A 24,032-nucleotide genomic window follows, 5' to 3' on the forward strand; every position below is an offset into this window, starting at 1 on the left:
TAAGAAATCAAAGGGAGACTTCCAGTGAAGAGCTTGCTCTATCCCGCCGTCGCGCTGATGAATCGCCTGAGCTTCGGCATGAAGTTCAGCCTGATCAGCGTTTTGTTCCTGGTGCCGATGCTGGTGACCAACTTTTATCTGGTGCGCGATTCCTATCGCGAATTCCAGGGCACCCGGGTCGAATTGCAGAGCCTCGACCTGTTGGGCAACGGCCTGACGCTACGGCGTGACCTGGAAACCCTGAACAATCTGGTGCAGATCAATGTCACCCTCGGTCAGTCCGGCAAGGCCGGTAACATCGAATCGCAGATCAGCACCCTGGGACAAAGCGTGCTGAACCGCTTGCAGGGCCTGACGGCGATGACCACCGACCCGGAGCAAATCGCGGTTTTTGAGGGCAAGCGCGATGAAATGATCGCTGCGTTCAAGGCTCAACAGGCCGAAACCTCCCTGCAAAGCAAAAGTGCCTTGATCGCAAAGTTGCTGGGCAATGCGCAGATTTTCAGTCAAATCATCGCCAGTCAGGCAGGCTTGAGTCGCGATACCCAGAGCGACATGCGCCAGTTGAGCGAACTCATCACCAGCGTCACCCCGGCGGTCACCCAGCTACTGGGCGAAGGTCGTGCAATGGGCTCTTACTCGTTGGGGCAGGGCTTTCTCAATTCATCGTCTAGCACCCGTTTCGATGAACTGCTGGCGCAGATCGAAAAACTCCAGGGCGAATATGGCCTGAAGTTGCAGGATGCGCTGGCGTCCAGCAAAGCCGCACGAGAAACCCTGGCCGCGCAGGCCGACACCAGCAAGGCGACGCTGAAAAAAGCCAGTGAGTTGTTCGAAGAGCAAGTGGTCATGGCCGACACGCTGGATGCGCCGTGGCAGACTTTTTACGGTCAGGTCTCCGGCCTGATGGACCAGACTTACCAGCTCAACGAAGCCACCCTGAAGTTTCTTGGTGCTCAATTGCAGCAGCGCCTGGAGCAGAACCGCACCCACATGATCTTGCAAGCCGTGGCGTTGTCGGTGGTGTTCGTATTGATCTTTTACCTGTACGGCGGCTTCTATGCCTCAACCCGCACCACGCTCAAACGCCTTGGCGGGGTGATGGATAAAGTGGCGGCCGGGGACATGACCGTCACGTTCAGCGCCAACAGTCGTGATGAGTTGGGCGAGTTGGGTGAGGTGTTCAACGGCACCGTTAAAAAAATCCATGACCTGATCGAGCGAGTGGGACACACCGTCAGCGAGGTCGAGCGTCAGGCTGGGCAGGTGGAGAACGTTTCCGCGCAAAGTAACCAAGCCGTGACCGGGCAGCGCACGCAGATCGAGCAGGTCGCCACGGCAATGAACCAGATGTCCGCCACCTCCCTGGAAGTCGCGCGAAGTGCCGCCGCGGCGGTCAACAGTGCCCACAGTGTCAACGACGAAACCATCAGCGGCCGCGGGCTGGTGCAATCCCAGCAGGGCAGCATTGCCGCGCTGGCCAGCGAGATCGATCAATCGGTCCTGGTGATCAATCAGCTGGCCAGCGACAGCCAGTCCATCAGCCGTGTGCTGGAGGTGATCAAGAGCATTGCCGAACAGACCAACCTGCTGGCACTCAATGCCGCGATCGAAGCGGCACGGGCCGGGGAGCAGGGGCGTGGTTTCGCGGTGGTGGCGGACGAGGTCCGGACGCTGGCCAAGCGTACCCAGCAGTCGACCGAGGAAATCGAGCAGATGATCGCCAAACTCCACGGTGGAGTCGGCGCGGCGGTGAAGGCCATGGGTGTCAGCCATGAGATGGCCAACGGCACTGTAAGTCAGTCGGAGAAGGTCCAGCTGGCGCTGGAAAACATCCTCGGCGCGGTGGGGATGATCGTCGACCAGAACCAGCAGATCGCGGCGGCCGTGGAGCAGCAAACCGCCGTGGCCCATGACATCGATCAGAACATCGTCGAGATCAACCGCGCCGGCGAGCGCACTGCCGAAGGTGCGCACCGGACCGAAGATGCCAGCCGTGCGTTGTCGGCGCAGGTGGTGGAGCTCAAGCAACTGATCAGTGCGTTCCGGGTTTAACAGGCACTGCGGTAAAAAAGTGGGAGCGAGCCTGCTCGCGAAAGCGGTTAGTCAGTCACATTGATGTTGGATGTGGTGACGCCTTCGCGAGCAGGCTCGCTCCCACAGGTGTTTTGTGTTGTCGGTGATTACCAGTTGAACAAGTCGCAAGCATTGGCTGTGCTCGCGGCGGCCAACTGCTGCGGCGTGACAGCCATGATCCCGGCCAGCGCTTCACAGATCGCCGGCAAGTGCGCCGGGCTGTTGCGTTGCCCGGCAAACATGGCGGGCGCCATGTCCGGTGAGTCGGTCTCCAGTACCACCGATTCCAGCGGCAACTCGGCCAGAACGCGGTGCATGCGCAGTGCCTGTGGCCAGGTGGCGGCACCGCCCAATCCCAGTTTGAAACCGAGCTTGATGTATTCCCGGGCCTCTTCGCGACTGCCGGCGAAGGCGTGAATGATGCCGGCACGCTTCAGGCGAAACCGTTTGAGCGTGGCAATCACCGCCGCATGGCTGCGCCGTACATGGATCAGCGCCGGCAGATTGAAATCCTCTGCCAGTTGCAGTTGTGCGTCGAACAGCGCTTGTTGGCCTTCACGGTCGAGGGTTTCGATGAAGTAGTCGAGGCCGATTTCGCCCACCGCGCACAGTTGCCGATGACCGGCGAGCCGGGTCAGCCAATCCCCGAGTTCCGCCAGGTCTTCGGGGCGGTGATCGTCCAGGTACACCGGATGCAAGCCGAACGCGGCATGCAGGTCGGGATCGCTTTGCACCAGATCCCAGACCCGCTGCCAATTGCCTTGATAAACCCCCAACACCACCATTTGTCGCACCCCGAGGGCGCGGCTCTCGGCCAGCAACGCCTGACGGTCGGCGTCGAAGTCCGGGAAATCCAGATGGGTGTGGGTGTCGATCAGCTCCACGGTTCAGTCCTGGCGAATGCGCTGCTTGAAGGTGCGGGCGATGGCCTGCACGCCGGGTTGGTAATCGGACTGCTCGATGGCGGCCAAGGCCAGTGCCAGGGCTTTGTCGGCGATCAGCTGATGTTGCTGGGCCATGGCATTGACCGGCAACGGCAGAAAGTCCAGCAGCTGGGTATCGCCGAATGTGCCGAGGCGCAATGGGCGGGTTTTCAAAGGGAAGTCATGCAAGGCATCGAACACGCCCTGGAGTAATACGTAAGACGTGGTCACCAGTGCCTCGGGCAAGTGCCCTACACGCTGGAGCAGTTCTTCCATCAACTGTTTGCCACATTCACGACTGAACGATTCACCATGTTCGATCAGGACTACACCGTTGTACCCGGACAGCGCCTCTTTGAAACCGGCGGCCCGTTCCTGGCTGATGCTCAGTTCCGGGCGGGCGCCGATCAAGGCGATCTGTTTGGGCAGCGGGTCGAGCAGGCTACGGGTCAGGTGCAGGCTGGCTTCGCGGTCGTCACTGATCACCGAGCAGAAGTGTTCCGGCTCCATGACCCGGTCGATGGCAATAATGGGAATGCCTTTGGCCTGCAACTGGCGATAGCTGTCGTCGCCGGGCGGCAGGCAACTGGCGACGATCAGCGCGTCACAGCGCCGGGCGCGGAACAGTTTCAGCAATTGCCGTTCGCTGTCCGGTGCATCGTCGGAACTGGCGATCAGCAACTGATAGCCGCGAGCCCGTGCGCCCTGTTCCAGCAGTTTGGCGATTCGCGCGTAACTGGGGTTTTCCAGATCCGGCAGAATGAAACCCAGCGTGCGAGTGTGGCGACTGCGCAGACCGGCGGCCTGGGGATTGGGCGTGAAGCCATGCTGATCGACCACCGCGCGCACGCGCTCGACGGTGGCACTGCTGATGCGTTGCTGTTCGGCCTTGCCATTGATGACATAGCTGGCGGTGGTAACGGACACACCGGCCAACTGGGCGATATCACTGAGTTTCAACCCGTTATTTCCTTGTTTTTGCGAGCATGCCCGACATTTTCGTCAATCCTAACCGATTCAGGCAGTCGACCATTGTCGTGACGCATCCGACAATTGGACTTCATGCGGGCGAGATTATCGAGTAACGTGCCAATCATGCTAGATTAAACGTTTCAGCAGGCGTATTTTCTAGATAATTGGTCCCTTTGGCCGGTTCTGCCGCAAAACCGCCAAATACTGTCTTCAGACAAGCGCGTAAGCTGAATCATTCAAAACAATACCTGGTGCCCACAGGCGCCAAAAAGGAGAAAGCATGCTCGAGCTCACTGTAGAGCAGATATCCATGGGCCAGTCGGCTGTGGATAAGTCAGCCGCCTTGCAGTTGCTGGCCCGGCATCTGGTTGCCGACGGCCTGGTCGCCGAGGGTTACCTCGCCGGTTTGCAGGCACGCGAAGCCCAGGGCTCGACCTTTCTCGGTCAGGGTATTGCCATTCCCCACGGAACGCCGGAAACCCGCGACCTGGTGTTCACCACCGGCGTGCGCCTGATGCAGTTCCCCGACGGCGTGGATTGGGGTGACGGGCAGATCGTTTATCTGGCGATCGGCATTGCCGCCAAATCCGATGAACATCTGCGCCTGCTGCAATTGCTGACCCGAGCCCTCGGCGAAACCGATCTGGGCCAGGCACTGCGTCGCGCCGGTTCCGCCGAAGCCTTGTTGAAACTGCTGCAAGGCGCGCCGCAGGAACTGGCGCTGGATGCACAAATGATTGGCCTGGGCGTTGCCGCCGAAGATTTCGAAGAGTTGGTCTGGCGCGGCGCACGTTTGCTGCGCCAGGCCGACTGCGTCAGCAATGGTTTTTCCGCTGTGTTGCAACAGGTCGAGGCGTTGCCGCTGGGCGATGGCCTGTGGTGGCTGCACAGTGAACAAACGGTCAAGCGCCCAGGTCTGGCCTTCGTCACCCCCGACAAACCCTTGCGTTACCTCGGCCAGCCGCTGAGTGGGCTGTTCTGTCTGGCCAGCCTTGGCGAAGCCCATCAAGCCTTGCTCGAACGCCTGTGCGCGTTGCTGATCGAAGGCCGCGGCCATGAATTGGGGCGCGCCACCAGTTGCCGCGCAGTGCTGGAGGTGCTCGGCGGTGAACTGCCGGCTGACTGGCCGAGCGCGCGTATCGCACTGGCCAACGCCCACGGTTTGCATGCACGTCCGGCGCAAATCCTCGCTCAATTGGCGAAAAGCTTTGAAGGCGACATTCGTATCCGCATCGTTGATAGCCAGGACAGTGCAGTGTCGGTGAAGAGTCTGAGCAAGTTGCTCAGCCTCGGCGCCCGTCGCGGACAGGTGCTGGAAATCATCGCCGAGCCGAGCATCGCCGCCGATGCATTGCCGGTGTTGTTGAAAGCCATCGAAGAAGGCCTCGGCGAAGAAATCGAGCCATTGCCTGCGGTGAACCCGCCACGGGAAGACGTCGTCGAAGTGGCCGAAGTGCTGTTGGCCCCCGCGTCCGGCAGTTTGTTGCAGGCGATTGCTGCCGCACCGGGCATTGCTATCGGTCCGGCGCATATTCAAGTGCTGCAACACATTGATTACCCGCTGCGCGGAGAGTCCGCCGCCATCGAGCGCGAACGTCTCAAGCAGGCGCTGGCGGATGTACGTCGTGACATTGGCGGCTTGATCAAGCGCAGCAAGGCCAAGGCCATCCGCGAGATTTTCGTCACCCACCAGGAAATGCTCGACGACCCGGAACTGACCGATGACGTCGACACCCGGCTCAAGCAGGGTGAAAGCGCGGAAGCCGCGTGGATGTCGGTGATCGAAGCCGCAGCCCGGCAACAGGAAGCGCTGCAGGATGCGTTGCTGGCCGAGCGCGCCGCCGATTTGCGTGATATCGGTCGTCGCGTGTTGGCACAGTTGTGTGGTGTCCAAAGCCCAAGTGAGCCTGAGCAGCCTTACATTCTGGTGATGGACGAAGTCGGCCCGTCCGATGTGGCGCGTCTTGATCCGACCCGCGTCGCCGGCATTCTTACCGCCCGGGGTGGCGCCACCGCCCACAGCGCCATCGTCGCCCGGGCACTGGGTATTCCGGCACTGGTCGGCGCCGGTGCGGCGGTGCTGCTGCTGGCATCGGGCACACCATTGCTGCTCGATGGCCAGCGCGGTCGTTTGCACGTGGATGCCGATGCGACGACCCTGCAACGTGCCATCGAAGAGCGTGACACCCGCGAACAGCGACTCAAAGCCGCTGCCGAACAACGTCATCAACCGGCGCTGACCACCGACGGGCACGCGGTCGAAGTGTTTGCCAACATCGGTGAAAGCGCCGGCGTTACCAGCGCGGTGGAGCAGGGCGCCGAAGGCATCGGCCTGTTGCGCACCGAACTGATTTTCATGGCCCACCCGCAAGCACCGGACGAAGCGACCCAGGAAGCGGAATACCGCCGTGTGCTCGATGGCCTGGCCGGACGTCCGCTGGTGGTGCGCACTCTCGATGTTGGCGGTGACAAACCACTGCCGTATTGGCCGATCGCCAAGGAGGAAAACCCCTTCCTCGGTGTACGCGGTATTCGCCTGACCTTGCAGCGGCCGCAGATCATGGAGGCGCAGCTGCGCGCCCTGCTGCGGGCCGCCGACAACCGCCCGTTGCGCATCATGTTCCCCATGGTCGGCAGCGTTGATGAGTGGCGCCAGGCCCGGGACATGACGGAACGCCTGCGTCTGGAAATTCCGGTGGCGGACTTGCAGCTCGGGATTATGATCGAAGTGCCATCAGCCGCCTTGCTGGCACCGGTACTGGCCAAAGAGGTCGATTTTTTCAGTGTCGGCACCAACGACCTGACCCAATACACCCTGGCCATCGACCGTGGCCATCCGACCTTGTCGGCGCAGGCTGATGGCTTGCATCCGGCGGTGTTGCAACTAATCGACATCACCGTGCGCGCGGCTCATGCCCATGGCAAATGGGTTGGCGTATGCGGCGAATTGGCGGCCGATCCGCTGGCGGTGCCGGTGCTGGTCGGCCTTGGCGTGGATGAGCTGAGCGTGGGGGCGCGCAGCATTGCCGAGGTCAAGGCGCGGATTCGTGAATTGAGCCTGGGCCAGACCCAAACCCTCGCCCAAGCGGCACTCGCCGTGGGCAGCGCCAATGAAGTGCGCGCATTAGTGGAGGCCCTGTAATGGCCAGGATTTTAACGTTGACCCTCAACCCGGCGCTGGATTTGACCGTGCAGTTGCCGCAACTGGAACCCGGTCAGGTCAACCGCAGCGATGCCATGCACACCCACGCCGCCGGCAAAGGCGTGAACGTGGCGCAAGTGCTGGCGGACCTGGGGCATCAACTGACCGTCAGCGGTTTCCTCGGCGAAGACAACCAGCAGGCGTTCGAAACCCTGTTCGCCAAACGCGGTTTTACCGATGCGTTCATCCGCGTGCCGGGCGAGACGCGCAGCAATATCAAACTGGCGGAAAGCGATGGCCGCATCACCGACCTCAATGGTCCGGGGCCGCAGGTTAGTGCGGCGGCGCAGCATGCGTTGCTCGATCGACTCGACCAGATTGCGCCGGCCCATGACGCTGTCGTCGTCGCCGGCAGCCTGCCCCAAGGCGTCAGCCCGCAGTGGTTGCAGGCGTTGGTGCTGCGCTTGAAAAATCTCGGTTTGAACGTCGCCCTCGACACCAGTGGCGATGCCCTGGCGGCCGCGCTCAAGGCCGGTCCATGGCTGATCAAGCCCAACACACAAGAACTGGCCGAGGTGCTGGGTGGCGAGGTGATTTCGGTGCTGGCCCAGGCCGAAGCGGCGAGCCGCTTACACGCCCAGGGCATCGAACACGTGGTGATTTCACACGGTGCCGAGGGCGTGAACTGGTTCAGCGTCGGCTCTGCGCTGCATGCCACGCCGCCCAAGGTCAGCGTCGCCAGTACGGTGGGCGCGGGTGACGCGTTGCTCGCGGGCATGCTCCACGGGTTGCTCAGCGCCGACACGCCCGAACAGACCTTGCGTACTGCCACGGCGATTGCCGCGATGGCGGTGACCCGGATCGGTTTCGGCATCGACGATGCGGCGTACCTGGCGCAGCTCGAACAGGGTGTGCGCGTGCGTCCCCTGACAGAACAATAAGAGGGTTGGTCATGAAGTTAGCCATTGTTACTGCCTGCCCGAACGGCATGGTCACCAGTGTGCTGTGCGCCCGTTTGCTGGATGCGGCGGCCCAGCGACAGGGCTGGAGCACCAGTGTCGAAGTCAACGATGCGGCACATCCCGAGCGGCAAATGTCGGCGGCCACGATTGAAGCTGCCGAGTGGGTGTTGCTGGTGACCAGTGCACCGGTGGATATGTCGCGGTTCGTCGGTAAACGCGTCTTCCAGAGTACGCCGGCTCAAGCCCTGCAAGATGTCGAAGCAGTGCTGCGGCACGGCGCTGAAGAAGCTCAGGTTTACGCTGCCCCCGACGTCATCGCCGAGCCTGTGACCCTCGCTGAAAACACCCCGCGTCTGGTGGCGATTACCGCGTGCCCGACCGGTGTCGCCCATACCTTCATGGCTGCCGAAGCCTTGCACCAGGCAGCCAAGCGTCTGGGCTACGACCTGCAAGTGGAAACCCAGGGCTCCGTGGGCGCGCGCAATCCCCTGAGTCCGCAAGCGATTGCCGATGCCGACGTGGTGCTGCTGGCTGCAGACATCGAAGTTGCCACCGAGCGTTTTGCCGGCAAGAAAATCTATCGTTGCAGCACCGGCATTGCCCTCAAGCAAGCCGAAGCGACGCTGAACAAAGCGCTGGCCGAAGGCGCGCAGGAAAGCGCGGCCACCGGTGCGAAAGGCCCGGTCAAGCAAGAGAAGACCGGGGTCTACAAACACCTGCTGACCGGTGTGTCGTTCATGTTGCCGATGGTGGTGGCGGGCGGTCTGATGATCGCCCTGTCATTCGTGTTCGGCATCACCGCGTTCAAGGAAGAGGGGACGTTGGCGGCAGCGCTGATGCAGATTGGTGGCGATACGGCGTTCAAGCTGATGGTGCCGTTGCTGGCGGGCTACATCGCCTATTCGATTGCCGACCGACCGGGCCTGGCCCCCGGGATGATCGGCGGCCTGTTGGCGAGCACCCTTGGCGCCGGTTTCATTGGCGGGATCATTGCCGGGTTTATCGCCGGTTATGCCGCCCAGGCGATCAATCGTTATGCGCGGTTACCGCAAAGCCTCGAGGCACTGAAGCCGATCCTGATCATTCCGCTGCTGGCCAGTTTGTTCACCGGTCTGGTGATGATCTACGTGGTCGGCAAACCGGTGGCCGGAATGCTTGCCGGGCTCACGCATTTCCTCGACAGCATGGGTACCACCAACGCGATTCTGCTCGGCGTGCTGCTGGGCGGCATGATGTGCGTCGACTTGGGCGGGCCGATCAACAAGGCCGCTTATGCGTTCTCGGTCGGGCTGCTGGCATCACAGAGTTATGCGCCAATGGCGGCGACCATGGCGGCGGGCATGGTGCCGCCGATTGGCCTGGGGATCGCCACGTTCATTGCCCGGCGCAAGTTTGCGCAAACTGAACGCGAGGCCGGTAAGGCCGCGTTGGTGCTGGGCTTGTGTTTTATCTCCGAAGGCGCGATCCCGTTTGCCGCCAAAGACCCGCTGCGGGTGATTCCGGCAAGTATTGCCGGTGGTGCGCTGACCGGTGCGTTGTCGATGTATTTCGGCTGCAAGTTGATGGCGCCCCACGGCGGTTTGTTCGTGATGATGATTCCCAATGCGATCAACCATGCCCTGCTGTATTTGCTGGCGATTGTCGCGGGGAGTTTGTTGACGGCGGTGGTGTATGCGCTGGTCAAGCGGTCTGAGGTGGTGGAGTTAGCAGTTGACCCCGTCAGTGCCTGACACCGACCCCCTTGTGGGAGCGAGCCTGCTCGCGAAGGCGGTCTGTCAGTAAAGTAGAAGTAGACTGACACAACGCCTTCGCGAGCAGGCTCGCTCCCACAGAGATCGCGTTTTCACACGGGCGTCATGCGCACGTGCTTCAGTCTTCCTTTTTCAGGGAGAACACCATGAGCGAATTCGACCTCGGCCGTCGTCGAGTCATGCAAGCCGTCGGCGCCGGGCTGTTGTTGCCGGGGTTGGCACCGGCGGTGATCGCTTCGGTCAAGGATCGGCCGCAACTCACCGATGGTGTGCAGTCGGGTGACCTGCTCGTCGACCGCGCAATGATCTGGAGCCGCTGTGATCGTCCGGCGCGAATGGTGGTGGAGTGGGACACCCGCAGCCTGTTTCCCAACCCCCGGCGATTCATTTCGCCCCTGGCCGATGCCCGCACCGACTTCACGGCTCGGGTGGAGCTCACTGGGCTGCCCGCCGATCAGGCGATTTTCTACCGTGTGCAATTTGAAGATGCCCAGAGCGGCGTCACCAGCGAGCCCTGGTTCGGCCATCTGCGTAGTGTGCCCCAGACCCGCCGCGACATTCGTTTTGTCTGGAGCGGCGACACCGTCGGCCAGGGCTTCGGCATCAACCCGGACATCGGCGGCATGCGCATCTACGAAGCCATGCGCCTGCGTCTGCCGGACTTCTTTATCCACAGCGGCGACACCATCTACGCCGACGGTCCCGTGCCTGAGCAGATCGTCACCGAAGGCGGCCGGGTATGGCGCAACCTCACCAGCGAGGCCAAGAGCAAAGTCGCCGAGACCCTGGATGATTACCGTGGCAATTACCGCTACAACCTGATGGACGAAAACATTCGCCGCTTCAACGCCGAAGTGCCGCAGATCTGGCAATGGGACGACCACGAAGTGGTGAACAACTGGTCGCCGGGCAAACAACTGGACCAGCGGTACAAGAGCAAAGATATCCACAGCCTGGTGGACCGCGCGCGCCAGGCCTGGCTCGAGTACGCACCGATGCGCTTGCAGAGCGCCGATGGTGGCGGGCGGATTTATCGCCAGCTCAGTTATGGGCCCTTGCTGGATGTATTCGTGCTCGACATGCGCAGTTATCGTGGCGCCAATGATGACAACCTGGGTGCCACCAAACCTTTCCTTGGGCGTGAACAACTGGATTGGCTGAAGGCTTCGCTGAAAGCCTCCAAGGCCCAGTGGAAAGTCATTGCCGCCGACATGCCCATCGGCCTCGGCGTCCCCGATGGCGAGGTCAGCCCCGGTGTGGCGCGCTGGGAAGCGGTGGCCAATGGCGACCCCGGACCGGCTCAGGGGCGAGAGCTGGAAGTCGCCGAGCTGCTGGGTTTCTTACGGGCGCAACAGGTGCGCAATTTCCTGTTCCTGACGGCGGATGTGCACTACTGCGCGGCGCATCATTACCACCCGGATCGCGCCGCCTTCCAGGATTTCGAACCGTTTTGGGAGTTCGTCGCAGGCCCCTTGAATGCTGGCAGCTACGGGCCTAATCCGCTGGATGAAACATTCGGCCCCGAGGTGGTGTTCCAGAAGGCACCGCCCGCGCAAAACATGTCGCCGTTTGCCGGGTTTCAGTTTTTTGGCGAAGTGAATATTGAAGGGCAGAGCGGGGAATTGAGCGTGGTGTTGCGGGATCTGGATGGAGTGGCGGTGTTTGAGCAGAAGTTGCAGCCGGCATAACAACACCGACCCTCTGTTGTAGGAGCTGGCTTGCCAGCGAAGGCGGCTTCACATCCAACGAAATGGTTGAACGTTCTGGTCCCTTCGCTGGCAAGCCAGCTCCTACAAGGGAAATGCGTTGTATCAGTAAACGTCGCGGCGGTAGCGACCCTGTTCGATCAGGCGCTCCACTTCCGCGGCACCGAGCAGGTCGTTGAGTACTTGATCGACGCCAGCGGCCATCCCCTGCAAGCTACCGCAGATATAGATCACGGCCCCCTCCGCCAGCCATTTCTGCAGTTCAGCGGCCGACTCGCGCAGGCGATCCTGTACATAGATTTTCTCGGCCTGGTCCCTTGAGAAGGCCAGGTCCAGGCGCTGCAGATCGCCGGAAATCAGCCATTCTTCCAGCTCGTCGCGACACAGGTAATCGTGTTCCCGATTGCGCTCGCCGAACAGCAACCAGTGACGTTGTTGACCCTCGGCAATCCGCGCCTTGAGCAGACTGCGCAGCCCGGCCAGTCCGGTGCCGTTGCCGAGCAGGATCATCGGCACCGGTTCGTTCGGCAGGTGGAAGCCGCTGTTGCGCCGAACCCGCAGGCTGATGTTGGAGCCCACCGGCGCGTGTTCCGTGAGCCAGCCGGAGCCGACGCCCAGGCGGCCATCGGGGTGCAGTTCCTGGCGCACGATCAGTTCCAGGATGCCGTCGGCGGCAATCGAGGCAATGGAGTATTCGCGCATGGCCAATGGCACGAGGGCGTCCACCAGCGCTTGCGCGTGCAGGCCGACCAGATGACTGCGGTTCTCGGGCAGTTGTCGGCGGGCGAGGGCTTGTTCCAGCGGTTGCGACAACCCATCGAGTGCAATCGTGGCTCGACCATCAATCCCCAGGCCATCGAGGAAATGCTCGATCGCCCATGGGCAATTGCGCGGCAGCACTTCCACCAGGTCACCGGCCAGCCAACTACTGGTGGTCGGCGCGGTGAGGCCCAGCAAGTAAACGGGCGAACCGCTGCTGTCCGGGTTGAGCAGCTCGCGACGGGTCAGGGTCCAGTTGTCGTAGCTCGGCGCTTGCCAGGTGTCCACGGGCGCCTGGCCGGTCAACAGACCGAGTTGCTGTTGCCAGTGACGCAAGGCATAGGGGTCGCCACTGTCGACCTCCACAGGGGCGAACAGGGTCTTGCCGCCGTGTTCGCCCAGCCAGGTGTGCAGGCGTCGGGCGAAGCCGCAGAAGTGCTGGTATTGCCGGTCACCCAGACCGAGCACGGCGTAGTTCAGGCGCTCCAGGCTCAACGTCCGGCCCAGGACCTTGCGCTCGAAACCCCGGGCACTGTCCGGCGCTTCGCCGTCGCCGAAGGTGCTGACCACGAACAGCGCGTTACTCGAATCCCGCAAGTCCTGTTCGCTGACACTGGCCAGCGGCTGCACCTTCACCGGCAGGCCGGCAGCCTGTAATTGGCCGGCGGTCTGCCACGCCAGTTGCTCGGCAAAACCGCTTTGGCTGGCGAAGCCGATCAGCCACGACGGCGCATCGCTGCCCGGTTGGGCGAGGCCTTGGCGGGCGTCCTTGATCTGGCGCTTTTTGCGGCGACGATCGAGGTACAACATCCACCCGGTGATGAAAAACAGCGGCATGGTCAGGGCAGTGATCGTCAGGATGATGCGCCCGACGATGCCGAAGTAGCTGCCGACGTGCAGCGCGTAGATACTGGTCAACAGTTGTGCCTTGAAACTCTTGTCGCTGTAGCGGTCATGCCGTTTGATCACGCCGGTGACCGGGTCGAGGGTGATCTGGTTCAGCGCGCGGTCGTGGGGAGAGTCTTTCAGCAGGTAATAAATCGTCGCCGGTTGCCCCGCCACCGGTGGCATGCGGGTGTTGTAGAAACTCAGCCCGGGGCCGGCCGCGCTATAGATGCTGCTCCACATGGCCGAGTAATCGGCGGTCGGAGCCGGGCCGTTTGGCGCCGGGCCACGACCGCCGCGAACGCGTTCGTTCTGCGGCGAATCGGAGAGAAGTCGTGTCAGGCCCTTGTTGTACCACTCGTAGGACCAGGACAAACCGGTCAGCGCTGCCAAGAGGTAAAACACCAGGCACCAGGTGCCCGCGACCGAGTGCAGGTCCCAGTTGAAGCTGCGACCCTTTTTCTTCCAGTCGAGGGTCAGCCAGGCGCGCCAGCTTTTCCACTGGCGGGGCCAACGCAGGTACAGGCCGGAGAGGCAGAAGAACACCAGGATCAGCGTACAGGCGCCGGTGATCTGGCGACCGGTGTCGCCCATGGCAAGGAAGCGGTGCAGTTGCAGCATCAGGCCGAAGAAGTCCTGGCCGGTGGCGTCGCCCATCAATTCGGCGGTGTACGGGTCGAAGAAGCGCATTGGCCCACGGCGCTCCCCCGGCGGCGGGGCGAAGAACACGCGTGCGGCGATGTCGCTGTCGATATCCACCGAAAGCATTGCGACTTTGTTCCCGGTGGCCGCTTCGATTTTCTCCACCAGTTCGGCGGGCGGCAGTACACCGGCGACCTGCTTGTGCACCTGCAACACGGAAGGGTTCAGCGCGTACAGGATTTCGTCCTGAAACGATACCGTCGCCCCGGTGATGCCCATCAGGGCCAGGACGAGCCCTGCGCTGATGCCGAAAAACCAGTGCAACTGGAACAGGGTTTTCTTCAACACGTCGCTCGCCTTGTTCGTTCAAAAATAGTCATCACGGCGCGCATTATGATGCCGTGGGTTGTCGAGAAACATTCTTTTTTACATACAAAAACTGTGGGAGCGAGCCTGCTCGCGATGGCGGCCTTACATCCAGCATAAATGGCGAATGTTATGACCTCATCGCGAGCAGGCTCGCTCCCACAGGGATTGTGTTGCACCGCCTGGCCTTTGTAGGAGCGAGCCTACTCGCGATGAACTCGAGAACGACGCGGGGTGTCAGGTTCCACGGGTTATCGTTGACGACCATCGCGAACAGGCTCGCTCCTACAGGGGGCGGGTTTCACCCTTCTATCAGAAGTGGAAGTTGGTGCTCAGCAACGCAGTACGGCCCGCCGCCTGGTTGGCGAAGTGAGTCGAGAAAGCCTTGTCGTAGTAGGTTTCGTCGGTCAGGTTCTGCACGTTCAGTTGCAGGTCGATGTTTTTGCTCAGCTTGTAGGCCGCCATCGCATCGTAACGAACGTAGGAATCGACCATGGTGGTGTTGGCCGCGCTGCCGAACACATCGTCGACGTAGAACGCACCGCCACCGACGGTCAGCTTCGGCGTGACCTGATAGGTCGTCCACAGGCTGGCGCTGTTTTTCGGCGTGTTAGGCAGTTCGTTGCCGTTGTTGGCTTTGTTGGCCGGCAGGTCACCACCATCGACTTGCTCGCTGTCCATGTAGGCGTAGCCGGCGAAGACTTGCCATTTGTCGGTGAGCCTGCCGGTGGCCGACAGCTCGAAACCTTGAACGCGGGTTTTGCCGACGTTTTCGAACGACGTGGTGTTGGTTTGCACACGAGCGTTTTCTTTCTCGGTGCGGAAGATATCGGCCGTCAGCGACAGGCGATCATTCATCAGATCCCACTTGGTACCGATTTCGTAGTTCTTGGTGGTTTCCGGCTCCATGTCACTGCTCAGCTGGTTGCCGTTGCGATCAGGCGTGCCGCTCAGCGGGTTGCCGTCCATGCCTTCGCCGAGAGTGGAGCCCGGTGGTGTGGCGGACGTGGCGTAGGACGCATAGATGCTGCCGTTTTCCGCCGGCTTGTAGACCACGCCGAACTGACCGGTGACGAACTCGCTGGTGTCATCGCCCTTGGCCGGTATGCCTTTGTTGACCACCGTTGCCCCGGTACCGTCAAAGGTGCGGTACTCGGTATCGAAATGGTCGTAACGCAGGCCCATGTTCACCAGCCACTGCTCGGACAACTCCAGGGTGTCGAACACATACAGCGCATAGGTGTTGGCCTTGGTGTCGGTGCCGGCGTAGTTGCGCGAGATTGCACCGTTCCACGGATCGTTCGGGTTCGGGTTAGACAACGAGGTGCAGTTGTAACCACTCGGTGCGCCAATCAGCGCCGGCGAGCAGTTGGTGGTGGCGCCCGCTGTGCCAGGCGTGGTGTCGGTATCGACGTTGTACGAGGATTTCCTGCTTTCCTCGCGGCTCAACTCGATACCGGTGGCGAAGCTGTTCTTGAACCCGGCGATATAAACATCACCAAACAGATCGGTCTGGTTGGTGGTGGTCTCGGTGTTGCTCACGCGTGTGTTCGCACGGCGCCAGACGCTGCCATTGTTGACGTTGCCCTTGCTGTCGTCCGGCTGGGTCAGGATGTAATCCTGCATGCTGGTGCCGTGGCGCAGGGTGTTCTTGATGGTCAGCGCGTCATCCAGGTCGTGCTCGATGGAAATGGTTGCGGTGTCGGTGCGGCCCTTGCGGAAGTCGCGGTCATTCAAACCGTAGAAGTTGCTGCTGTTGCCGCCGTCGTCAGGTTTGTCCGGGTTGGACTTGGTGCGGGCGGCGGAGCCTGCGGTCGGGATCGAGTACGGAATGCCCGAATCCGGCAAGTCGTTGCTTTCCAGATGGTAGTAATCGAGGTTGACGCGGGTGTCGGTGCCCAGACCAAAAGCCAGGGAAGGTGCCACGCCCCAACGGTCGTAATTGACGCTTTGGCGACCGGCGACATTGCTCTCGTGGCTCATCAGGTTCAGACGGCCGGCAGCGGTGTCGGAGAACTGATAGTTGCCGTCCATGGTGTAACGCTGGGTCTGGTCCGAACCCCAGGTAAAGCCACCGTCGAGGGAGTCGCCCAGGTGCGCTTTCTTGCTCACCAGGTTGATGCTGCCGCCCGCCGCGCCCCGGCCGCCAATGGCGGAGTTCGGGCCCTTGCTGACTTCAATGGATTCAACGGCGAAGATTTCGCGGCTCTGCGAACCGGTATCGCGCACGCCGTCCAGGTAGGTGTCGCCCTGGGCATCGAAGCCGCGGATGAAGGGACGGTCGCCCTGCGGGTTGCCGCCTTCACCGGCGCCGAAGGTGATGCCTGGAACAGTGCGCAATGCGTCCTGCATGTTCAGGGCGCCGGTGTCCTTGAGGACTTGTTGCGGGATGACCGTGATCGAACGCGGTGTGTCGACCAGCGGTGCGGTGTACTTGGGCGAGGAGGCTTTTTCGACGTTGTAGGTTGTCTCGTCCCGGGCTTCGCCGTTGATGGAGGTAGCGCCCAGCGAAATCGCGTTGCCCGGCGCTTTCTCTTCGGTTTTTTCAGCCGCGAAAACCATGTGGCCCGCAGAGCCGGCAGTGATTGCCACGCCAATGGCAGAAGCGAGCAGGCGTGGTGAACTGACCGGTGATTGTGGGTGTAGACGTGACATTTGATTCCCCTCCCCAAGGATTTGAGGCGGCGGAATATAGGGTAGACGCGTCTCTGTATCAATTGCGAAACTTTGCTATTTGCATCGAATTTACATTCTTTACAATTTGGCCTTACGGTTTTTACTGTTTCATCCGTCCAGCGGGTTTTACACAGGCAATAAGAATCAATACCATTAGCGCTCCTTGTTTTCAGGCGTCCTTCCCATGCTGCTGCACATTCCCGGCTTGTTCGATAAAGAAGAGGTGCGGCGCATTCGCGAGGCTCTCGAACAGGCCGATTGGGCCGATGGCAAGATCACCGCCGGCTATCAGTCGGCCAAGGCCAAGCACAATCTGCAGCTTCCGGAAGGTCATCCGCTGGCCAAGGAAATCGGCGCGGCCATGCTGGATCGGCTGTGGAAGAATCCACAGTTCATGTCAGCGGCGCTGCCACACAAGGTCTTTCCCCCGTTACTGAACTGTTACACGGCCGGTGGCAGTTTCGACTTCCACATCGACAATGCCGTGCGCCAGCCAAAGGGCAGCATCGAACGGGTGCGCACCGATCTGTCGGCGACCCTGTTTTTCAGTGAGCCGCAGGATTACGACGGCGGCGAACTGGAAATCCAGGACACTTTCGGTACGCAGCGTGTGAAGTTGCCGGCCGGCGACATGGTGCTGTACCCCGGCACCAGTTTGCACAAGGTCAACGCGGTGACCCGTGGCGCACGCTACGCCTCGTTTTTCTGGACCCAAAGCCTGGTGCGCGAAGACAGTCAGCGTGCGCTGTTGTTCGAGATGGACGGTGCGATCCGGCAACTGACCCAGGATGTGCCGGACCACCCTTCGCTGATCCGCCTGACCGGCACCTATCACAACCTGCTTCGCCGCTGGGTCGAGGTATGAGTTTTCAATTGCGCCGCGAAGAGGTGCTCGACGGCGAACGCCTCAAAGCCATGCTTGATGAAAGCCCGGCCCGTGCCGCCCAGGCGATTCTGATGGCGGCTCGTGAAGGGCTCGTCGATGCCCAGGCGTTGCTCGGGCAAATCCTGCTGGACGGGCGAGGGATTGCGCAGGACCAGCCACTGGCGTTGCGCTGGTTCGAGATTGCCGCCCGACAAGGGCACCTGATGGCGCGCAACATGCTGGGCCGGTGTCATGAGCATGGTTGGGGTTGCGTTGCCGATGCTTCGGTCGCTGCGCGGCATTACCGGGTCGGGGCAGAAGCCGGGCTGGATTGGGCGATGTACAACTACGCCAACCTGCTGGCGACGGGGCGTGGTGTCGTTGAGGATCAGCCACAGGCATTAAGTTTCTATCAACGCGCTGCTGATCTTGGCCACGCTAAATCGATGAATCTGCTGGGGCGATATCTGGAAGAAGGGCGTATTTGCCCGGTAGATACAGAAGCTGCCCGCGACTGGTATCGACGCTCGGCAGTCGGTGGGGATTTTCGCGGGCAGTTCAGTTATGCCGCGATGCTGGCGGATGAAGGGAACATTGATGAGGCACTCGTGTGGCTACGCAAGGCATTGGCCGGTGGCAATATGAATTTCCTGCGGGTAGCGAGCCAGACATTGTCGTGCGCAACCGATCCGCAAATCCGCGCGTTGGCAACGGCATATGTCCAGCGCTACGCCGAATTGGAGCTGGAAACCACACCCCTGTAGGGGCTGGCTTGCCAGCGAAGGCGGCGTAAAGTTCACCATCGATTCGCCAGCAAGCCGGCTCCTACAGGTTGGGCATCTTTTCAATTCCAGGCAAAAAAAAGCCCATGACACGTCATGGGCTTTTTGCTTTCTACGTGTAGCGCTTACACGTAGAAGGATTTCAGCGGCGGGAAGCCATTGAATTCCACGGCGCTGTAACTGGTGGTGTAGGCACCGGTCGACAGCCAGTACAGGCGATCACCGATGGCCAGGTTCAGCGGCAGGCCGTACTTGTAGTTTTCGTACATGATGTCGGCACTGTCGCAGGTCGGGCCGGCAATCACGACTTCTTCCATTTCGCCTTTCTTCTCGGTCCAGATCGGGAACTTGATGGCTTCGTCCATGGTTTCGATCAGGCCGGAGAACTTGCCCACATCCGTGTACACCCAGCGCTCTACAGCGGTACGGGATTTACGCGCAACCAGCACCACTTCACTGACCAGGATGCCGGCGTTGGCGATCAGCGAGCGGCCCGGTTCCAGGATGATTTCCGGCAGGTCGTCACCGAAGTCTTCCTTGAGGAAGCGGATGATTTCTTCGGCGTAGGTTTCCAGGCTGTTGGTGCGGGTAATGTAGTTGGCCGGGAAGCCACCGCCCATGTTGATCAGCTTCAGGTGGATGCCGTCTTCTTCTTTCAAACGTTCGAAGATCACTTTGACCTTGGCGATCGCCGCGTCCCAGACGCTGATGTCGCGTTGTTGCGAGCCAACGTGGAACGAGATGCCGTAAGGCACCAGGCCCAGGTCGCGGGCGAGGATCAGCAGGTCCATGGCCATGTCGGTCTGGCAGCCGAATTTGCGCGACAGCGGCCAGTCGGCAGTGGTCGAGCCTTCGGTCAGGATGCGCACGTAGACTTTTGCACCCGGTGCCGCCTTGGCGATGTTGCGCAGGTCAGCTTCGGAGTCGGTGGCGAACAGGCGCACGCCCTTCTCGTAGAAGTAGCGGATGTCCTTGGATTTCTTGATGGTGTTGCCGTAGCTGATGTGGTCGGGGCTGACGCCACGGCCCAGTACTTTGTCCAGCTCATAGATAGAGGCGATGTCGAAGCTCGAGCCTTTCTCTTTGAGCAGGTCGATGATTTCCACGGCCGGGTTGGCCTTGACCGCGTAGTAGACCTTGGCGAATTCGAAACCGGCGCGCAGGTCGTCATAGGCCTGGCTGATCATCGCGGTGTCGATCACCACGAACGGGGTTTCTTGCTTGTCGGCGAATGCCTTCATTTTCTGAAAGGTTTCGCGCGCGAAATAGTCTTCGACCTGGATCGACATACTTGGGAGCTCCTAATGGCAAACGAGTAAAAACAATGGGTGCAAATGAACGTCCTCCGTATCCCCACTTTGGTTCGCCTACTTCCCAAGGCATGTCGCCGAAAGCAAAAAGGCCATGGGAAGTGCAGCTTTTCCCTTGGCCTTGCTGTCTCGTCGTCAGTACTTGAGCCGGATGGATCGTTTCCAGCATGGACGTTCGGCGCGAACTTTAGGGCGTGAGGGGCTTGAGATCAACAAAAAATGTCGCGTTTTTGCACGCTTCTGACGTGCGTCACGGAGATCACTCTTTGTAGCCGACCGAGATGACGGGCAGATGTTCCCCGATAATTTTCAGGTGTTAAAAATATCTGCACGTTCGACGCTTTTGTGAGCCAAGTCGTCGATAAGTACGATGGCTTCAACATCGGCGACGTTGGCCGCGAGAAGGTAGACTGAAAGAGGTTTAGGTTGTTTTGCGGGCTATTTCTGACGGTGTTTCAGGCAGTCAGGTGTTGATATTCTTTTCCGCCTTGTAACAGATGAAAAAAACACTCAGATCCTGTGGGAGCGAGCCTGCTCGCGAAGGCATTTTCACAATCAACATCATTGTTGACTGAAATTGCGCATTCGCGAGCAGGCTCGCTCCCACAGGTTTTGCATTTTTACGCCACTACAGCCTCGGCCGGCGACACGATATGGGTCTTCATCCCTCGCGAGCGACCGGAGCTCAAGTAAGCCGCAATCGATTCCTGAGTGACTTCGCCGAGGAACACCCGCTCGGCATCCATCACCGGCAACCACGCCCGATTGAACTCGTACATCCGCGACAACAGGATGCGCAAATGCTCGTCGTACGCCGCCGTGGCGTTGAACTCGCGCAGGTATTGGCCGCATGTGCCGGTCTGGCGGTGCAGGTCGCGACGCCTTACATAACCCAGGGCTTTGTTCTCGGCGCAGGTGACCACTACATAACGCCGGTCATGCTCGTCCATCAACTCCAGCGCTTCGGCCACCGGCGTTTCCGGGCGGACGGACGGCGCGTTGTCCGCCGCGTCTTCGGCCTTCACCAGCAGCAGGCGCTTGAGTGTGCTGTCCTGGCCGACGAAGTTGCTGACGAAGTCGTCCACCGGGTGCGCCAGCAGGGTATCCGGGTGGTCGATCTGCAGCAGTTTGCCGGCGCGGAAAATCGCAATCTTGTCGCCGAGCTTGATTGCCTCGTCGATGTCATGGCTGACCATGATCACGGTCTTGTTCAGCGCCCGTTGCATTTCGAAGAACTCGTTCTGGATCATTTCGCGGTTGATCGGGTCGACCGCGCCGAAGGGTTCGTCCATCAACAACAGCGGCGCATCGGCCGCAAGGGCCCGAATCACGCCGATCCGCTGTTGTTGGCCGCCGGATAATTCCCGTGGGTAGCGATGCAGGTATTGCTTGGGCTCAAGCTTGATCATGCTCATCAACTCGCGGGCGCGGTCGTGGCATTTCTGTTTGTCCCAGCCCAGTAGCTTCGGTACGACCACTATGTTCTCTTCGATGGTCATGTTCGGGAACAGGCCGATCTGCTGGATCACATAGCCGATGTTGCGCCGCAGGGTCACGGCGTCGAGGTCGGTGGTGTCTTCACCATTGATCAGGATCTTGCCCGAGGTCGGTTTGATCAGGCGGTTGATCATTTTCAGCGTGGTGCTTTTGCCGCAACCCGATGGCCCGAGGAACACGCAAATCTCGCCTTCATTAACGGTCAGGCTCACCGAGTCCACGGCTTTCACGTCCTTGCCGTTGCTTTGGAAGGTCTTGCTGAGGTTTTGAAGTTCGATCATTTCAGGAGTCCTTTTGGAGTCAGCGAGCGTTGCAGTGCTTGCAGAAGCAGGTCGGCGAAGATGGCCAGCAGGCTGACCAGTACGGCGCCGACGATCAGCATCGACATGTCGCTGCGGCTGATGGAAGCGAGGATGAGCACGCCCAGGCCGCCAGCGCCGATGGTGGCGGCGATGGTCATGACGCCGATGTTCATCACCACGGCGGTACGTACCCCAGCAAGAATCACTGGTACGGCGATGGGCAGTTCGACCCTGCGCAGGCGCTGGCCGAAGGTCATGCCGATGCCGCGCGCGGCTTCGCGAATGCCCGGTTCGACGCTGGTCAGGGCCAGGTAGGTGTTGCGCATGATTGGTAGCAGTGAATACAGAAAAACCGCAGTGATCGCCGGCATTGGGCCCAGGCCCTGGCCGAATTTCGAATAGAACGGCAGCAGCAGGCCGAACAGGGCAATCGACGGCACGGTCAGCAGCACCGTGGCGCTGGCCTGCAAGGGGCCGGCAAGTGTCGGAAAGCGTGTCATCAGAATGCCCAGCGGCACACCGACGACAATCGCCAGGGTGACGGCGGTGCCTACCAGAGTGATGTGCTGCCAGGTCAGGTGCATTACCTGTTGCCAGTCGAGATGGGAAAAGGCGTTCAAGAATTCCATGACTTTTCCTCCTTAATTGAATGGATGCTGGCGCAGGAAGTCGGCGGCAACAGTGGAGGGGCTTTCATGATCGACATCCACCCGCGCATTGAGCTGGCGCATGGTGTCGTCATCGAACAATTCGGCCAGTGGTTTGAGTTGCTCGGCCAATTGCGGGTGAGCATCGAGAAACGCCTGGCGCACCACGGGGGCAGCGGTGTAGTCCGGGAAGTAATGCTTGTCGTCTTTCAGCAACTTGAGCTTGAAAGCGTTGAGGCGTCCGTCGGTGGTGTAGACCAGTCCGGCAAACACCTGGCCGTTGCGCAGGGCGGTGTAGACCAGCCCGGCGTCCATCTGGCGGATGTTTTGGCGTGTCAGGTTCATCCCATACAGCTGCACCATGCCGCCAAGTCCGTCGGAGCGATTGGCGAATTCGGTATCGAGCGCCACCAGGTGATGGGTCTTCGCCTCATCACGCAGCACTTTGTTCAGCTCGCTGATGGTGTTGATTTGCGGGTATTGGTCAGCGACGTTCTTCGGTAGTGCAAGGGCGTAGGTGTTGCTGAATTTCGACGGAGTAAGCCAGACCAGGCCTTTTTTCGCGTCGAGTGCTTTCACCCGGGCGTAGGACTGTTCGCTGTCGAGTTTTTCAGTGACGTGGTTGTAGGCCACCAGCGACACGCCGGTGTATTCCCAGAGCATGTCCAGTTGGCCGCTTTCGTGGGCGCTGCGGGCCAGGTTGCTGCCCAGTCCACCCGTGACCTGTGCGTCGTAACCCTTGGCACGCAGGTACTGCGAGGTGATTTCCGCCAGAAGGGTCTGTTCGGTGAACACCCGGGCGCCGATGCGGATCAGCGGTTTTTCAGCGGCTTGGGCAAATCCCGCGAACAGCAGGACGCAGCCTAGTAAAAAGCTTGATGTCTTCATGAGAATTCCTTTGCCGGGGCTTAAGACGGGCGCAAGCCGCGTTCGAGCCAGAGGCGGCTGGCCATTGTCACCAGGCCATCGAGCAGCAGGGCCAGCAGCGCCGTGCAGGCCGCGCCGAGCAATAGTTGCGGCTGATTGTTCAGGGCAATGCCTGGGAAAATCAGGCTGCCGAGGCTGTTGGCGCCGATCAGGAACGCCAGCGGCGCGGTCCCGACATTGATCGCCAGCGCCACGCGCACGCCGCCGATGATGATCGGCACGGCGTTGGGCAGTTCGACTTTCCACAGCACCTGGCGCGGGGTCATGCCGATGCCGACGGCGGCTTCCTTGAGCGAACCCTGAACGTTTTTCAGGCCTTCATAGGTGTTGCGCACGATGGGCAACAGCGAGGCGAGGAACAGGGCGAAGATCGCGGGACCACTGCCAATCCCGAGCACGCCCAGGGCGATGGCCAGCACCGCCAGCGGCGGAATGGTATTGCCGATGTTGAAGATCTGCATGAAGCGTTCGGCACGCGCGACCCGGGTCGGACGGCTGAGGAAGATACCGGCGGGGAGGCCCACGACAAGGGCGGCCAGCATGGAGACGAGGACGAGAAGCAGATGAGCTTGCAGGTAGAACAACAGATCGTCGCGGTAATGTTCGATCGTGTCGATGCCGATCCAGTGGATCAGCAGGGCCAGAAGGGCGATTACCAGCGCGCCTCCTATCAGCCCTTTGCCATGGTGGATAGCCACAGGCGGACTCCTTTTTTCAGTCGGCGAACGCAGTCCCGTGTGGCAGGCCATCATTGGCTGCCGGGCAAGACGTTCGCGAGAAGCAGCTCAATCCGAGCGCGTTCTACTGTAGGAGCGAGCTTGCTCGCAAAAAAAACGCCCAGA

16 protein-coding genes are annotated in these 24,032 nt (G+C 60.8%); 7 read left to right on the forward strand and 9 right to left on the reverse strand.

Annotated elements, in window-relative coordinates:
* The first annotated feature begins 24 nt into the window (after nucleotides 1-24).
* Nucleotides 25-2,055, forward strand: coding sequence for a methyl-accepting chemotaxis protein (locus LAB08_RS03590; RefSeq protein ID WP_096513499.1), 2,031 nt, complete (start codon nucleotides 25-27; stop codon nucleotides 2,053-2,055).
* A gap of 128 nt (nucleotides 2,056-2,183) precedes the next feature.
* Here the strand turns inward: LAB08_RS03590 and LAB08_RS03595 are convergent, their stop codons facing one another.
* The gene (locus tag LAB08_RS03595; protein ID WP_096513498.1) at nucleotides 2,184-2,960 is read right to left on the reverse strand and encodes a TatD family hydrolase; all 777 of its coding nucleotides are present in this window, start codon (nucleotides 2,958-2,960) and stop codon (nucleotides 2,184-2,186) included.
* Nucleotides 2,961-2,963: 3 nt separating this feature from the next.
* Nucleotides 2,964-3,959 (reverse strand): catabolite repressor/activator, encoded by a 996-nt coding sequence (gene cra / locus LAB08_RS03600; RefSeq protein ID WP_096513497.1) that lies wholly within the window; start codon nucleotides 3,957-3,959, stop codon nucleotides 2,964-2,966.
* 292 nt (nucleotides 3,960-4,251) lie between these two features.
* Here cra and ptsP point away from each other — a divergent pair, with 292 nt between their 5' ends.
* The 4 genes from ptsP (at nucleotide 4,252) to LAB08_RS03620 (ending at nucleotide 11,514) form a co-directional block, all read left to right on the forward strand.
* A complete protein-coding gene (ptsP, locus tag LAB08_RS03605) occupies nucleotides 4,252-7,113 on the forward strand; it encodes a phosphoenolpyruvate--protein phosphotransferase (RefSeq protein ID WP_096513496.1) in 2,862 nt (953 codons plus the stop codon).
* Nucleotides 7,113-8,054, forward strand: coding sequence for a 1-phosphofructokinase (gene pfkB, locus LAB08_RS03610; protein ID WP_096513495.1), 942 nt, complete (start codon nucleotides 7,113-7,115; stop codon nucleotides 8,052-8,054). Before ptsP ends, pfkB begins: the two co-directional genes overlap by 1 nt.
* 11 nt (nucleotides 8,055-8,065) lie before the next feature.
* The gene (locus LAB08_RS03615; protein ID WP_096513494.1) at nucleotides 8,066-9,805 is read left to right on the forward strand and encodes a PTS fructose-like transporter subunit IIB; all 1,740 of its coding nucleotides are present in this window, start codon (nucleotides 8,066-8,068) and stop codon (nucleotides 9,803-9,805) included.
* A gap of 167 nt (nucleotides 9,806-9,972) precedes the next feature.
* Nucleotides 9,973-11,514 carry an alkaline phosphatase D family protein gene (locus LAB08_RS03620; RefSeq protein WP_096513493.1) on the forward strand — a complete coding sequence of 514 codons (1,542 nt, stop codon included), beginning with the start codon at nucleotides 9,973-9,975 and terminating at the stop codon, nucleotides 11,512-11,514.
* Nucleotides 11,515-11,637: 123 nt separating this feature from the next.
* Here LAB08_RS03620 and LAB08_RS03625 read toward each other — a convergent pair whose 3' ends face one another.
* Both LAB08_RS03625 and LAB08_RS03630 read right to left on the reverse strand, forming a co-directional pair.
* Nucleotides 11,638-14,166 (reverse strand): PepSY domain-containing protein, encoded by a 2,529-nt coding sequence (locus LAB08_RS03625; protein ID WP_096513492.1) that lies wholly within the window; start codon nucleotides 14,164-14,166, stop codon nucleotides 11,638-11,640.
* A gap of 330 nt (nucleotides 14,167-14,496) precedes the next feature.
* The gene (locus LAB08_RS03630) at nucleotides 14,497-16,839 is read right to left on the reverse strand and encodes a TonB-dependent receptor (RefSeq protein ID WP_096513491.1); all 2,343 of its coding nucleotides are present in this window, start codon (nucleotides 16,837-16,839) and stop codon (nucleotides 14,497-14,499) included.
* 205 nt (nucleotides 16,840-17,044) lie between these two features.
* Here LAB08_RS03630 and LAB08_RS03635 point away from each other — a divergent pair, with 205 nt between their 5' ends.
* On the forward strand, nucleotides 17,045-17,725 hold the full coding sequence (locus LAB08_RS03635; protein ID WP_096513490.1) for a Fe2+-dependent dioxygenase: 681 nt from the start codon (nucleotides 17,045-17,047) through the stop codon (nucleotides 17,723-17,725).
* Nucleotides 17,722-18,489, forward strand: coding sequence for a tetratricopeptide repeat protein (locus LAB08_RS03640; RefSeq protein ID WP_096513489.1), 768 nt, complete (start codon nucleotides 17,722-17,724; stop codon nucleotides 18,487-18,489). The genes LAB08_RS03635 and LAB08_RS03640 overlap by 4 nt, the downstream gene beginning before the upstream one ends.
* Nucleotides 18,490-18,632: 143 nt before the next feature.
* Here LAB08_RS03640 and LAB08_RS03645 read toward each other — a convergent pair whose 3' ends face one another.
* From LAB08_RS03645 to LAB08_RS03665, 5 genes are all read right to left on the reverse strand, one after another.
* Nucleotides 18,633-19,796 carry a type III PLP-dependent enzyme gene (locus tag LAB08_RS03645; protein WP_096513488.1) on the reverse strand — a complete coding sequence of 388 codons (1,164 nt, stop codon included), beginning with the start codon at nucleotides 19,794-19,796 and terminating at the stop codon, nucleotides 18,633-18,635.
* 641 nt (nucleotides 19,797-20,437) lie between these two features.
* Nucleotides 20,438-21,595: an osmoprotectant ABC transporter ATP-binding protein OsmV gene (locus LAB08_RS03650; protein ID WP_096513487.1), complete on the reverse strand. Its 1,158-nt coding sequence runs from the start codon at nucleotides 21,593-21,595 to the stop codon at nucleotides 20,438-20,440.
* Nucleotides 21,592-22,245, reverse strand: coding sequence for an ABC transporter permease (locus LAB08_RS03655; RefSeq protein WP_096513486.1), 654 nt, complete (start codon nucleotides 22,243-22,245; stop codon nucleotides 21,592-21,594). Before LAB08_RS03655 ends, LAB08_RS03650 begins: the two co-directional genes overlap by 4 nt.
* Before the next feature lie 12 nt (nucleotides 22,246-22,257).
* On the reverse strand, nucleotides 22,258-23,151 hold the full coding sequence (locus tag LAB08_RS03660) for a glycine betaine ABC transporter substrate-binding protein (protein WP_096513485.1): 894 nt from the start codon (nucleotides 23,149-23,151) through the stop codon (nucleotides 22,258-22,260).
* A 20-nt stretch (nucleotides 23,152-23,171) separates the two neighbouring features.
* A complete protein-coding gene (locus LAB08_RS03665) occupies nucleotides 23,172-23,888 on the reverse strand; it encodes an ABC transporter permease (RefSeq protein WP_096513484.1) in 717 nt (238 codons plus the stop codon).
* Between the last annotated feature and the right edge of the window lie 144 nt (nucleotides 23,889-24,032).

The sequence above is a fragment of the Pseudomonas izuensis genome, assembly GCF_002356535.2.
GTDB lineage: Bacteria > Pseudomonadota > Gammaproteobacteria > Pseudomonadales > Pseudomonadaceae > Aquipseudomonas > Aquipseudomonas izuensis.

What these genes read in the sequence shown, in the direction of transcription:
- LAB08_RS03650 (WP_096513487.1), bottom strand. Translation starts at nt 21,595, where the DNA reads ATGATCGAACTTCAAAACCTCAGCAAGACCTTCCAAAGCAACGGCAAG.
- ptsP (WP_096513496.1), top strand. Translation starts at nt 4,252, where the DNA reads ATGCTCGAGCTCACTGTAGAGCAGATATCCATGGGCCAGTCGGCTGTG.
- LAB08_RS03620 (WP_096513493.1), top strand. Translation starts at nt 9,973, where the DNA reads ATGAGCGAATTCGACCTCGGCCGTCGTCGAGTCATGCAAGCCGTCGGC.
- LAB08_RS03655 (WP_096513486.1), bottom strand. Translation starts at nt 22,245, where the DNA reads ATGGAATTCTTGAACGCCTTTTCCCATCTCGACTGGCAACAGGTAATG.
- LAB08_RS03615 (WP_096513494.1), top strand. Translation starts at nt 8,066, where the DNA reads ATGAAGTTAGCCATTGTTACTGCCTGCCCGAACGGCATGGTCACCAGT.
- LAB08_RS03640 (WP_096513489.1), top strand. Translation starts at nt 17,722, where the DNA reads ATGAGTTTTCAATTGCGCCGCGAAGAGGTGCTCGACGGCGAACGCCTC.
- pfkB (WP_096513495.1), top strand. Translation starts at nt 7,113, where the DNA reads ATGGCCAGGATTTTAACGTTGACCCTCAACCCGGCGCTGGATTTGACC.
- LAB08_RS03635 (WP_096513490.1), top strand. Translation starts at nt 17,045, where the DNA reads ATGCTGCTGCACATTCCCGGCTTGTTCGATAAAGAAGAGGTGCGGCGC.
- LAB08_RS03660 (WP_096513485.1), bottom strand. Translation starts at nt 23,151, where the DNA reads ATGAAGACATCAAGCTTTTTACTAGGCTGCGTCCTGCTGTTCGCGGGA.
- LAB08_RS03630 (WP_096513491.1), bottom strand. Translation starts at nt 16,839, where the DNA reads ATGTCACGTCTACACCCACAATCACCGGTCAGTTCACCACGCCTGCTC.
- LAB08_RS03645 (WP_096513488.1), bottom strand. Translation starts at nt 19,796, where the DNA reads ATGTCGATCCAGGTCGAAGACTATTTCGCGCGCGAAACCTTTCAGAAA.